We start from the raw sequence: 12,132 nt of genomic DNA on the forward strand, positions 1-12,132 counted from the left end.
AACCCTACACGGGGCCGACGTCGCCGTAGGTCGCCGAACGCCACTGCGGAGTCGGCTCACCGGAATGGCGCCACGTCACGTCGATGGACCAGTTCACCGGCCCGTACGGTCCGCCCTGGACCACCACATCCGACCCGGTGGCGTCGCGCTCGCTGGTGTAGGTGACCTGCCCGACGTGAACATTGCGGCCCGCGATGCCCTCCTGCGGATTGCCGCCCCCGAACTCGACCGCCCACCAACTACTTCCGAGATGGTCGTCCATCGTCACCACGATGTCGTCGATGTCGACGTCGACAACCTGCAGCAGGCGCACCCCATAGCCCGCACCGGAGCCGCGGCCCGGCAGGTCTGCGGTGATGGTGCCGAACGAGGCGTCCCCGACCCGGAACAGCACCACCGCGGCGCTGTCGGCGCCCGAGGAGGACACCGCGCCGAACTGCACACCGGCGATGTCCTGGATCAGGATCCGGCCCGGCCCGACCAGCGTCAGTCCGTCCACCGTCAGGTTCGACGACGGCAACGCGTCGACGTCGAGCTGGTTGCGGATCTGGCCCGCACCGAACAGGTTGATGTCGGCGGCGTGCGCGGAGACCAGTCGCACGTTCTCGATCACCGAATCCCGCAGCGACGCCAACAGGATGCCGCCGTTACCGCCGACATTCGGTCCGTCGGCGTCCACCCCGGTCTCGGCGTCGATGTTTCGCAGCGTGATACCGGCGAGCGCACTGGTCACCGTCGGCGGGGTCTCCACCGCCACCGACCAGTTCTGCGCATTGCGGATCTCGATGTCACTGATCACCACACCGGAGAAATCCCACCACTTCGGGTCGTCGGTGCCGTCGATGTTGTTGGTGGCCAACACCACACCGGTCTGGACGTTGTCGATGGTGACATCGGAGATCCGGATGTCGCGCGAGGCCAGGCTGGTCCAGTCGCCGGGGCCGAGCGCCTTGGCGGAGTTGACGTGGAAGCCGAACTCTTTACCGGAGATGGTGACATCGCTGATGGTGATGTCGTAGCCACCCTGAACGCGGAACCCGTTGGCGCGCCCACCGGTCACGGTGACGTCGGTGGCGACCGAGCCGCCGTTGTTCCACTCACCGAGGCCGCTCTGGTTGAACGGGCCGTCGCCGGGACCGTACGTCCACGGCTGGGTGTCGTGATGGTAGGTGACGAACGCCAAACCGTCGTCCCCGGTGTCCTGCGCGGTCAAGCCGGTGACGGTGACCCGTCGGCTCGCGTTGACATGCAGCCCGTCGGCCAGGGTTCCGACCGCCGTCATGTTCGTCACCGTCACATCGGAGGCGCCCATCAACACCGCGCCGGTCTGCGGGGCATTGACGATGCGGGCGTTGACGATCGAGACGAACTCGACCTTGCCGGTCGACCCGGTCCACTGCGGTGGCGGAGGTGAATCCGAGGGCCAGCCCAGCACCGAGATGCCGTCGCCGAAGCTGCGATCCGAGGGCCGGGTGACCCACTCGATCGTCGCGTTGAGGATCGTCACATGCGAAGCGGCACCCTCGACCCGCAGACCGTGGCTGGTGCCGTGCCCGTTGGCGGCGAGGTTGTCCATCAGCAGCCGGGCACCCGGCGCGAACTCCACCGTGACGTTGGACAGTCCCTTGAGCAGCACCGCGGCGTTGCCGGCCGGATTCTGCTGCGCGAACCGGTAATCGCCCTCCGGGAAGTACAGCCGACCGCCGGAGGTCAGCGCCGCCTCGGCGGCCTTGATGGCGGCCGAATCGTCGGCGACACCGTCACCGACCGCGCCGTAATCGCGGACGTTCACCGTGGCCCCGCTCTGGGAGCTGGTGTGCGACAGCATGGTCGCGCCCTTCCCCGAACTCGGCGCCCCGGCGTCCAGGCGCCGCGCCCACGCCAGCAAGGCCGCCAGGAACGGTGAACCCGACCCGCGGCTCTGGTCGCCGCCCCTGAGCGCGTGCAGGAACTTCCCGACGAAGCTGACCGGGGTGGTGATTGCCGCGGCGGCGATCGGCGCGACGGCGGTGGGTACCGCTGCGGCAACTGGTGTCTGGCCGGCCGACCCTGACACGGCGTCGGTGGGTTCGGCGTCGGTGGGTTCGGCGTCGGTGGGTTCGGCTGTGGCGGTGTCCGTATCGGAGGTCAGGTTGGTGGGGGAGCCATGGTCGCGGCCCCCAAGGTCGGCGTCCGGGTTGGCATCCGGTTTGCCTTCGGTACCGGTTTCCTTGTCGGCGTCGGCGTCGGCGTCGGCGCCTGCGTCGGCGCCTGCGTCTGGGCCCGCATGCCCGTGCTCCGTCGGCTCGTGCTCTGTCGGGTCCGGGTCCGCCGGTTCGGCGGGCTCGGTGTCCTCGGACTCGGTGTCGGTGTCGGTGTCCTCGGGTTCGGTGTCGGTCGACCCGGAGTCGGCGGGTTCAGGGCCCTCCGACTCAGGGCCGTCTGACTCAGGGCCCGTCGACCGCGAATCGGGACCCGTCGATACCGACCCGCCGGCCGCCGCGGTCTCCGACGCACCGGCGGGGTCGGCGGCCGCCACGCCGTGGCCGGTGAGAGCCAACCCGATCCCCGCCGCGATGACCACCCCGCACACGCGGCATAGCTGCCTGTCCATCGCGGACCCCCGTTCAGTTGTCGCTCGCGTGAGTATGGCATGAATCACCCCGCCGGCCCGCCTGGACAGCGGCGAAAGGCCTTGGCGCCGAGGGGTTGTCACCGAAGCGTCACCGACGGGTTTGCCGGATGCCCGCGCCCGGCCGCAACGGCGCCCACCGGGCCGCGGGCCCGGCCGTGCCGCATTTGCCGGCTAACTGCGGAACAGGCTGGTCAGCCAACGCCCCAGCGCCGGCCGATACCGCGGACAGTCGCACAGCGCACAATCCGAGCCGGCCCGGTAATGCTGATGCGTCGAGCGCTCATGGCCACACCTGCAGTCCACGCAGGAGAATGTACGCGCCGGGCGGGCAAAGCCACCCCAACTCGGGTGCGATCGGGTGAATCCCCAGTACAGTGCTGCCGTGGGTTACCCGGAAAATGTGCTGGCCAAGGACGAACACGTCGTCCTGCACCGCCACCCGCACTGGGGGCGGCTGACCATCCCAGCCGTGGTCCTGATCATCGCGTCCGCAGCGGCCGCGTTCGTGGCCGGCTACGTCAACACCCTCAACTGGGACCAGAACGCCAAGAACATCGTGTTCGCCGTCATCGCGGCGATCTGGCTCATCCTCATCGGCTGGCTGTCGGTGTGGCCCTTCCTGAACTGGTGGACCACCCACTTCGTCATCACCGACCGCCGCGTCATGTACCGGCACGGCCTGCTCACCCGCGCCGGCATCGACATCCCGCTGGCGCGCATCAACAGCGTGGAGTTTCGGCACGGCATCGTCGACCGGATGTTGCGCACCGGAACCCTGATCATCGAATCCGCCTCCCAGGACCCGCTCGAATTCAAGGACATCCCGCGCGTCGAGCGAGTGCACTCGCTGCTCTACCACGAGGTGTTCGACACCTTGGGCTCCGAGGAATCGCCGAGCTGAATCTGCGCGCCCGCCGGCGCTGCCCTAGCGTGGCGGAGGTGTCCGACGACCGGCGACGCCCGTGACCCGTCGCCGCCGCTTCCTGGTTCCCACCTCGGTGGCGGTGCTGGTGCTGGTGCTGTTCCTCAACGGGGCCAGCGGAACCGTGCTGTTCGCCCACGCCCGAGCCGATCCGCTCACCCGCGCCGACGCCATCGTCGTCCTCGGCGGTGAACACGACGGCCGCGAGCAATACGGACTGGAACTGGCCGAACAGGGCTACGCGGGCACCGTGCTGCTGTCCAACCCGTACCACGCCAAGGACCGGGTGATGGCGAACGCCTGCCGGCCGCGCGCCGCCATCGACGTGATCTGCCGCAAACCCGAGCCGTCCACCACCCGCGGCGAGGCCATGATGACCCGCGAGCTGGCCGACCTGCACGGATGGCAGACCGTCATCGTCGTCAGCTGGCGCTACCACCTGCCCCGCGCCCGCCGGATCTTCGACCAGTGCTTCACCTCGCCGACCCGCAGCGTGATCATGCGCGACGTGCCCCGCGACTACCGGTTCTCGGTGGCCCAGTGGCAGTACACCTACCTCTACCAGTACGGGGGATGGGTGAAAGCCGAAGCGCTCGGCTGCGACTAACGCAACTTGCGCTCCAACGTGATGCCCGCCCGCAGCGCCAGATACCCGGCCAGCGCGAACGTCACCCCGACCGCGCAGAACACCAGCAACCGCCGGGCCACCCGCATCGCGGTCGGCAGGATCGCATCGCCGCCCAGCCACACCGGCCCCGCCGTGCTCACCGCCACCATGCTCGCCGCCGAACCGAGCACCCCGACCCCGACCAGCGCGGTCAGCGACGCCGAATGGGACTGCACGGCGAATGCCCCCAACAGCGCGCACACCACGGCCGTGCCCGCCAGCTGCCAGCGCGGCCTGCGAGCCAACAGCGCGCCCAGCGCGGTACCCGTCGCACCGCCCAGTGCGACCAGAAGCCAGGTCATCGGGCCCCCACCCGCGCGACCTTCCGGGCCCAGCCCAGCCCCGCCAGCAAGCCCGCGATCGCGGCGAGCGGCGTCAACGTCAGGAACGCGATCGACAACAGCGGCGGCTGACTCACCGTGAGCACCGCATACACGCTCAGACTGGCCGCGCTCGCACACCCGCCCAACACCACGGCACGCAGCGCCGACGTCCGCCCGGACGCCAGCACCACGGTGGCGACCAGGAACGCCAGCCCCACCGTCACGAGGGTGCAGACCAGCAGCTGATGCGGCCGCGGCCAGGCCTCCGACAGCGCGAACCGGATCAGCGCCCCGCCGGCCCCGCCCAGTGCGAGGGCCCACACCTGCGGCTGTGAGCGGCGGTGTCGGCCCGGCACGTCTTTCAGGTTATGTCTGGACCGTCGATTCGGCAGCGCCGGACACCTCCGACGGCACCGCCTAAGAGGTCTTCGACACCCTCGGTTCGACCGACTCTGCCTGCCGGGACGCCCGCCGGCGACGCGACAGCCGCATCGGGGTGACATTCGCCGCGTCACCGGTCGTCGCGGCCGGGGGATGGCGCAGCTCGTACTCGTCCTCGAGCGCCTCGGCGATACCGCCGCCGGTCAGCGTGGACTCCAGCGCCTTATCCGGATTGCGGGCGAACTCATCGGGGAACACGAAGCGGCGGAACGCCCAGAACCGGAACGCCATCTGCAGCAGGTTGCCGATGATGTAGGCCGAGATGAAATCGGCGATGTTCTCCGTCATCAGCGACACCATCGGCACGCGCAGCATCAGCACGTAACTCGACACCCACAGCGGGGCCATGCTCAACAGCACGCCCACCCCACTGACACCGAAGAACAACAGTGCCTCGTGATGGCGCTCACGGCCGCCGCGGTCGCGGAAGCTCCACTCCCTATTCAGGATGTAGGACGCGATCACCGCGACGATGCCGGCGATGATCTTCGCCGTCACCGGCTTGGGCTCCAGGATGGTCAGCTTGAGGGTGAAAAAAATCGCAGAGTCGATGACGAACGTGGTCGCACCGACGATGGCAAACTTGATCAGCTCGTGGTGCCGTTCGGCGTAGGGACGGATCGGCCGCGGCAGGCGGCGGATCGTCGCATCGGCAAAGGACACAAGGAGCCAGTTTACGTAACCGGCTGCCCAGATGCCGCATCGCTGTGTAACCGCAGGTCAACCCTGTGGCGCCGGTCATGTCACCATGTATGCGTGCCGCCGAACCCCGCCCGCGCCCATGGTCCCCGTCCCGTCGTGGCAATGATCGGCGGCGGCCAGCTCGCCCGCATGACGGCCCAGGCCGCGATCGCGCTCGGCCAGACGCTGCGCGTGCTGGCGGTCCGCGACGACGAATCGGCCGCCCAGGTCACCCCCGACGTGGTGCTGGGCTCACACACCGACCTCGACGCGTTGCGGCGCGTCGCGCAGGGCGCCACCGCGGTCACCTTCGACCACGAACACGTGCCCACCGAGCTGCTGGAGAAGCTGGTGGCCGACGGGATCAACGTGCTGCCGCCGCCCGCCGCGCTGGTGCACGCACAGGACAAGCTGGTGATGCGCCGGCGGCTGTCCGAACTCGGCGCGCCGGTACCGCGCTTCTCGGAGGTGTCGTCGGTCGACGACGCGGTGTCCTTCGCCGCCGAGGTCGGGCCGGTGGTGATCAAGACGGTGCGCGGCGGCTACGACGGCCGTGGCGTGGTGATGCCGGCATCGGCGGACGAGGTGCGCGCGGTGGTCGCCCAATACCTCGACGACGGGGTGCCGGTGATGATCGAGGAACGGGTACAGATGCGCCGCGAGCTGGCCGCGCTGGTCGCCCGCTCACCGTTCGGGCAGGGTGCGGCCTGGCCGGTGGTGGAAACCGTTCAGCGCGACGGCATCTGCGTCACCGTGCTGGCACCGGCGCCCGGACTGTCCGACGAGATGGGTTCGGCCGCTTCGGAACTGGCGCTGTCGGTGGCGTCGGCGCTCGGCGTGGTCGGCGTGCTGGCGGTGGAGCTGTTCGAAACCGTGTCCGGCGCCCTGGTGGTCAATGAGCTCGCGATGCGGCCGCACAACTCCGGGCACTGGACCATGGACGGTGCCCGCACCTCGCAGTTCGAGCAGCATCTACGCGCGGTGCTGGACTACCCGCTCGGTGACACCGCCGCGCTGGCCCCCACCGCGATGGGCAATGTGCTGGGAGCTGCCGAGACGCCCGCGATGTCGATGGACGAGCGGGTGCACCACCTGTTCGCGCGGATGCCCGACGCCAAGGTGCACCTCTACGGCAAGGACGAACGTCCCGGCCGAAAGATCGGACACGTCAACATCGTCGGGGGTTTCGAGTCGCCGGAGTCGTTGCGCGAACGCGCCGAACGCGCCGCGCACTGGCTGGCCCACGCCGAGTGGACCGACGGATGGGATCCGCACGGCGGCTGACGCGGTCGCGCCCAGGTGTAGGCGCGGTGTTGCGTCGCGCGGTGTTGCGTCGCGCGGTGTTGCGTCGCGCGGTGTTGCGTCGCGCGGTGTTGCGTCGCGCTCAGGTGTAGGCGCGGGTGTACTGCGGCGGATATGGCAGCGTCCGCCCCAGCGCGGCCGCCGCCTGCCGCGGCCACACCGGATTGCGCAGCAGCTCGCGGGCCAGAAAGACCGCGTCGGCCTGCCCACCGGCCACAATGCCCGCGGCCTGCTCGGCATCGGTGATCAATCCGACTGCGGCGGTTGGCATTTCCGTCTTCGCGCGGACCGCGTGCGCGAACGGTACCTGATAGCCCGGCCCGACCGCGATCGGCGCGTCGGGCACCATGCCGCCGCTGGACACGTCGATCAGATCGACCCCGAGTTCGCCGACCGCCGCCGCCAACTCGACGGTGTCGGCGACCGTCCAGCCCGGCCGCGGGTCCTCGGTGTCACCGGCGAGCCAGTCGGTGGCCGAGGCGCGGAAGAACAGCGGCAGATGCTCGGGCCAGCGGCGCCGCACCTCGGCGACCACCTCGGTGGCGAACCGCATCCGGTTGGTCAGTGAACCGCCGTAGCCGTCGGTGCGCGCATTGGCCTGCGGGGAGAGGAACTCGTGGATCAGGTAGCCGTGCGCACCGTGCAGCTCGAGCACCTCGAAGCCGGCGTACGCGGCGCGGGCCGCAGCCGCACCGAAGGCCTCCACCAGCGCCGCGATCTGCTCGCCGGTCAGCTCACCCGGTGCGGGCAGCCGACCGAACGGTATCGCGCTGGGCCCCACTGTGGGCCAGGAACTCTGCTCACGGTCGGGGTCCGGCCAGGGCCGGCCGGTGGAGCCCTTGCGACCCGCGTGCACCAGCTGGATGCCGGGCACCGCGCCCAGCGACCGGATGAAGGTGGTGAGCCGGCGCAGCGCGTCGGCCTGTGTGTCATTCCACAGGCCCAGGTCGTACCCGCTGCTGCGTCCCTGTGGGGCCACCGCGGTCGCCTCGACCATCACCAGCGCCGCGCCACCAGCGGCCCGCGCACCCAGATGCGCCACATGCCAATCGGTGGGCGTCCCGGTCCCGGGACCGTCGGGGACCGCGGCGAACTGCATCATCGGCGACATCCAGACCCGGTGCGCGAACGTCACCTCCCGCACCGTCAACGGATCGAACACGTGCGCCATGGTCACTCCCGCCCCGACCCACGTCCGAGGAACTCCTCGGCGGCGCGCACCAGCGCGTCGCGCCCGGGACCGTGAGCGACGGCGAAGCGACCCGGATCCGGCTCGGCCATGTCGAACGGATAGTCACTGCCACAGGCGATCCGGTTCGCACCGGCCACCTCCTGCAGCAGGCCCAGCTGCCGCGCGTCGTGGGTCACCGTGTCGAAGAACAACTCGCCGAACCCCGTCTCCGGCGGGATCTGTGACGACCGCCGCACGTCCGGGCGCGCCTTCCACGCATGGGTCCAGCGGCCCAGCAGCCACGGCGCGCACCCCCCACCGTGCACGAAACAGATTCGCAGACCGGGCAACTCGGCCTTCACCCCGCCCAGAAGCAGGCTCGCCACCGCCGTGGCGGTCTCCACCGGATTGCCGATCAGATTGGCCAGGTAGTAGCTCTGCCACTCGGCGCGTGGAAGCTGCATCGGATGCACCAGCACCGCCAGATCCAGCCGGGTCGCCTCGGCGAGCACATGCCGCAGGATGCCGGCATCCAACGACGTGCCGCCGACCAGGGGAGGGATCGCCACCCCCGAGATCAGCGGTGTCGACGTCAACGCCTCCAACTGTGTGGTGACGATCGCCGGGTCACCGAGCGCGACCAGGCCCAGCCCCGCCAGCGCACCGTCGGCGTCGTCGACCACCCGGGTCAGCGCCGCGTTGAACGACTCGGCATACGCCACGTCCTGCACATCGGCCCCCAGCGGGAACGCGAACGGCGGCGCGGACAGCACCCGAAGACCGATCTCCTTGGCCTCCATGTCCTTCCGGATCGCGGACACATCGCTCATCGCCGAGGTGGGTATCGAGAGCGGGATCTGATCGAGATAGAGCTCACCGTCGCGGTCATACATCGCCCCGAACGCCGCACCGGCCGGCAGCGCGAACAGCTCCGCCGGCAGCCAGTGGGCGTGAACGTCGATCAACCCGCTCATCGCGTCACCGGCAGTGGGCTGTTGGTGCTGTCGAGATGCTCGACGGTGGTGAACACCAACTCAGTGTCGCCGACGTTCTCGATATCGTGTAGCAGATACTCGCCCGGCCCGAAATGAAAATGCCGGGTCTCACCGGCCTGATAGGACACATCCCGGGTGGTGCCGTCGAAGGTGTGCTGGCGGCTGGTGCCGGCGTTGACCGCGGTCCAGAAATAGTCCAGCACATGGCGGTGCGCGTGCCAGCGCTCGCCCGGCGCCAACCGGATCTCCCACACCCGGACCCGGTCGTTCGCACTGAGCAGCCGCGACCCCACGTGCCCGTCGAACGCGTGCGCATCGAATTCGGCCTTGAGCCAGTCCGGCCAGCCCTCGAAATTCTCCGCCACCGTCGTGCCGGCCAGCGGCAGATCGGCCAGGAAGCTGTGTTCTGTCATCGTATGTGCCTGTCTCTAGAGGGTCAGATGCCGGGCCCGTACAACCCGAAACGCAGATCGGGGTCACCGGGAGTCCATGTGTTGCTGAACTGTGAGCGCTCACCCATCGCGACCACCCGTCGCAGCAGCGCGTCACTGAGCTGAAGTTGCGCGGGCTCCCACTTGGCCAGCGCGCCGGCGATGTCGCCGGGAGCGTCGGACAGCGCCGCCGCCATCGCCCACGCGTCCGCGGCGGCCTTGGCGGTACCGGCGGCGGCGTGCGGACGCGCCCCGCACGCGGCGTCGCCGATCAACGCGACCCGGCCCTGCGCCATCCGTGACGACCGGACATCGGCGACCACCTGAAGATACGGCTGCTCGGTGGCGAGCACCACATCGGCCACCGACGGTGAGAGCTGCTGCCTGGCAGCATCTTTGAGCTCATCGACGTAACGGTCCTGGACCTGACCGGGATGCAGCGACACCGGGGAGGTGAAACCGCGCTTGTCGGTCAGCAGCTCGCTGAGCTCCGGCCCCTCGGGGACGTTGCGGTACCAGACGTAGTTCATCAAGCGGTTTTCGGCGGCGGTGCCGTCCTCACCGGGAATCGGATACATGGTGATGTGCGAGTTCGGGACGACGTTGTAGGTGATGGCGTCGTCAAGGGCGGCACGGGTCTGCGGATCGAGATCGCGCACCGGGAACGTGCCCCGCCACCCCACATACCCCGAGTACCGCAGCCGGGCTGCCGGGTCGAAACGCTGCCGCGCCGCCGAGGTGATCCCGTCGGCGAACACCACCAGATCCGCCGACACCGTTCTGCCGGACACGAACCGGACCGTCGCGTGATCCGAGGTCTGGTCGAAGCCGCACGCGAACTCGCCGAGGTGGTAGGACCCGTCGCCCAGGTCGGCCAGCAGTGCCCGGTAGAACGTGCCCCACGACGTGTAGTCGTAGCGGCGCTCCTCCCGGAACTCCACCTGACCGTCACGGTTCAGGTACTGCACGAACCGGGTGGACGTGCTCAGGTCGTGCAGCGACTGCGAGCTGCGCTCGGTGAACCAGCGCACCGTGTCGGGTTGCAGCACGATGCCGCTGCCGCGCCCGTCCAGTGCCGACGGGGTGCGCTCGTAGACGTCGACGTCGAAACCGAGATCACGCAGCAGCAGCGCTGCGGTGAGCCCGCCGATCGAACCGCCGACCACTGCGGCAGTGGCGCCTGAATAGGGTTGCGTTGCGGTCATTTTCCGCTCTTCTCTGACTCGATGGGATGTTCGTCGGCGTGGGGCTCGGCCGGCAGTGGCAGGCCGCGGGTTTCGGGGGCGAAGGCCAGCCCGACCAGTGCGATCAGGCCCAGCGCGGCGACCGAGGCGGTGGCCAGACCCAGGTTCCCGCCGAACCACGAGGTGGCGATGATGCCCGTGACCAGCGGTCCGAATGCGGTGACGCACCGGCCCGCGCTGTTGCACAGCGCCAGCGCCGTGGCCCGCACGCTGACCGGGAACAGTTCGGGCCCGTAGATGAAGGTGCCCGACAGCGCGCCGAACAATCCGAACCCGAGAATCGGCATCGCGAACAGGAATTCGGTGTAGCTGCGGTCGAATCCGAACGTCAGCACGATCGCCGATGCCGAGACGGCGAAGCACAGCGCGAAGGTGCGCCGGCGGCCGAACGCGTCGGCCAGGAAGCCCCACATCGCGTAGCCGACGATGCCCCCGGCGTTGAACAGCATCGACGCGATCGCCACCCGGTGATCGGCCATCTCCTTGGTCAGCCCGTCGGCGGTGGTGAACTGCCGGATGATCTGCGGGTACCACGTCGACACGCTCCAGAAGGCGATCAGCGAGCCCGTCGCCAGCGCGGTGCACACCAGCGTCGGCTTCAACAGCGGCGCGGTGAACAGGCGGCGCAACACGAACTGGTCGTGGGCGACGGTGCGACCCAGGCGCTTGCGCTCCCTGCGGGCGCGATTGTGGGCGTCGAACTCCTCGGGCTCGGGCACGTAGCGCCGGATGAACCACACCAGCAGCGCCGGCACCGCGCCGAGTGCGAGCATCGGGCGCCAGCCGTAATGACCCAGCACGGCGTATACCGCTGCGGCGGCGAAGAATCCGCCCGCATAGCCGCTCATCATGATGCCGCCGGCGCGGGCCCGGTAGCGGTTGCGCCAGGTTTCGGCGATCAGCGCCGCCCCCACCGGAGCCTCGACGCCCGAGCCGACGCCGGCGATGAACCGCAGAATGCCGAGCTGCCACCAGGTGTCCGAGAACGCCGCCAACGCGGTGAACACCGCGTAGGTCAGGATGCCCAGCGACAGCACCCGGGTGCGGCCGAAGTAGTCGGCCAGTACGCCGAACATGATGCCGCCGACCGCCCAGCCGAGCAGGAACAACATGACGGTGATGCCGCCGTAGAGGCCGATGCTGCCGGCGACCGGTTCGATTCCACTGTGGGGCAGCAGCTCGGACATCGTCGGTCCGAGGACCAGCACGTAGAGGCTGGCCGCGAAGCCGTCCAAGCCCCAGCCCAAAGTGGTGCCAGCCAGCACCAGCCACTGCACGCGGGTGATCTCCCCGCGCCAACCGGTGCGTCGGTCCGCGCCGGAGTCAGTCTTGGTCGTCACT

13 protein-coding genes are annotated in these 12,132 nt (G+C 69.5%); 4 read left to right on the plus strand and 9 right to left on the minus strand.

Annotated features, from left to right (window positions below; translation table 11 throughout):
• Positions 1-4 precede the first annotated feature (4 nt).
• Complete coding sequence (locus ACNUDN_RS07665; RefSeq protein WP_419121391.1) at positions 5-2,593, minus strand: glycosyl hydrolase family 28-related protein; 2,589 nt, start codon at positions 2,591-2,593, stop codon at positions 5-7.
• A 403-nt stretch (positions 2,594-2,996) separates the two neighbouring features.
• On the opposite strand from ACNUDN_RS07665, the gene ACNUDN_RS07670 reads away from it, so the two are divergent.
• Both ACNUDN_RS07670 and ACNUDN_RS07675 read left to right on the plus strand, forming a co-directional pair.
• Positions 2,997-3,515, plus strand: a complete 519-nt coding sequence (locus tag ACNUDN_RS07670) for a PH domain-containing protein (RefSeq protein ID WP_419121392.1) — start codon at positions 2,997-2,999, stop codon at positions 3,513-3,515.
• Between the two features lie 61 nt (positions 3,516-3,576).
• The gene (locus tag ACNUDN_RS07675) at positions 3,577-4,143 is read left to right on the plus strand and encodes a YdcF family protein (RefSeq protein WP_419121393.1); all 567 of its coding nucleotides are present in this window, start codon (positions 3,577-3,579) and stop codon (positions 4,141-4,143) included.
• Here the strand turns inward: ACNUDN_RS07675 and ACNUDN_RS07680 are convergent.
• The 3 genes from ACNUDN_RS07680 to ACNUDN_RS07690 all read right to left on the minus strand — a co-directional run bounded on the left by ACNUDN_RS07680 (position 4,140) and on the right by ACNUDN_RS07690 (position 5,630).
• The gene (locus tag ACNUDN_RS07680; protein WP_419121394.1) at positions 4,140-4,505 is read right to left on the minus strand and encodes a hypothetical protein; all 366 of its coding nucleotides are present in this window, start codon (positions 4,503-4,505) and stop codon (positions 4,140-4,142) included. The two genes, ACNUDN_RS07675 and ACNUDN_RS07680, sit on opposite strands and share 4 nt — an antisense overlap.
• The gene (locus ACNUDN_RS07685; RefSeq protein ID WP_419121395.1) at positions 4,502-4,882 is read right to left on the minus strand and encodes a chromosome condensation protein CrcB; all 381 of its coding nucleotides are present in this window, start codon (positions 4,880-4,882) and stop codon (positions 4,502-4,504) included. The genes ACNUDN_RS07680 and ACNUDN_RS07685 overlap by 4 nt, the downstream gene beginning before the upstream one ends.
• 61 nt (positions 4,883-4,943) lie before the next feature.
• Positions 4,944-5,630: a GtrA family protein gene (locus tag ACNUDN_RS07690; RefSeq protein WP_419121396.1), complete on the minus strand. Its 687-nt coding sequence runs from the start codon at positions 5,628-5,630 to the stop codon at positions 4,944-4,946.
• Positions 5,631-5,771: 141 nt separating this feature from the next.
• On the opposite strand from ACNUDN_RS07690, the gene ACNUDN_RS07695 reads away from it, so the two are divergent.
• Positions 5,772-6,932 (plus strand): 5-(carboxyamino)imidazole ribonucleotide synthase, encoded by a 1,161-nt coding sequence (locus ACNUDN_RS07695; RefSeq protein WP_419125054.1) that lies wholly within the window; start codon positions 5,772-5,774, stop codon positions 6,930-6,932.
• The gene (locus tag ACNUDN_RS07700; RefSeq protein WP_419121397.1) at positions 6,911-7,042 is read left to right on the plus strand and encodes a pentapeptide repeat-containing protein; all 132 of its coding nucleotides are present in this window, start codon (positions 6,911-6,913) and stop codon (positions 7,040-7,042) included. Before ACNUDN_RS07695 ends, ACNUDN_RS07700 begins: the two co-directional genes overlap by 22 nt.
• Here ACNUDN_RS07700 and ACNUDN_RS07705 read toward each other — a convergent pair.
• Genes ACNUDN_RS07705 through ACNUDN_RS07725 form a run of 5 tightly spaced genes read right to left on the minus strand, consistent with a single transcriptional unit; the run spans position 7,033 to position 12,131 of the window.
• On the minus strand, positions 7,033-8,121 hold the full coding sequence (locus ACNUDN_RS07705) for an NADH:flavin oxidoreductase/NADH oxidase (protein WP_419121398.1): 1,089 nt from the start codon (positions 8,119-8,121) through the stop codon (positions 7,033-7,035). The genes ACNUDN_RS07700 and ACNUDN_RS07705 overlap by 10 nt on opposite strands.
• Before the next feature lie 2 nt (positions 8,122-8,123).
• Complete coding sequence (locus ACNUDN_RS07710; protein WP_419121399.1) at positions 8,124-9,095, minus strand: amidohydrolase family protein; 972 nt, start codon at positions 9,093-9,095, stop codon at positions 8,124-8,126.
• The gene (locus ACNUDN_RS07715) at positions 9,092-9,529 is read right to left on the minus strand and encodes a cupin domain-containing protein (RefSeq protein WP_419121400.1); all 438 of its coding nucleotides are present in this window, start codon (positions 9,527-9,529) and stop codon (positions 9,092-9,094) included. Before ACNUDN_RS07715 ends, ACNUDN_RS07710 begins: the two co-directional genes overlap by 4 nt.
• Positions 9,530-9,552: 23 nt before the next feature.
• Complete coding sequence (locus tag ACNUDN_RS07720; RefSeq protein ID WP_419121401.1) at positions 9,553-10,752, minus strand: FAD binding domain-containing protein; 1,200 nt, start codon at positions 10,750-10,752, stop codon at positions 9,553-9,555.
• Positions 10,749-12,131, minus strand: a complete 1,383-nt coding sequence (locus tag ACNUDN_RS07725; RefSeq protein WP_419121402.1) for an MFS transporter — start codon at positions 12,129-12,131, stop codon at positions 10,749-10,751. Before ACNUDN_RS07725 ends, ACNUDN_RS07720 begins: the two co-directional genes overlap by 4 nt.
• Position 12,132 lies beyond the last annotated feature (1 nt).

It is taken from the genome of Mycobacterium sp. smrl_JER01 (assembly GCF_048513595.2).
Taxonomy (GTDB): Bacteria; Actinomycetota; Actinomycetes; order Mycobacteriales; family Mycobacteriaceae; genus Mycobacterium.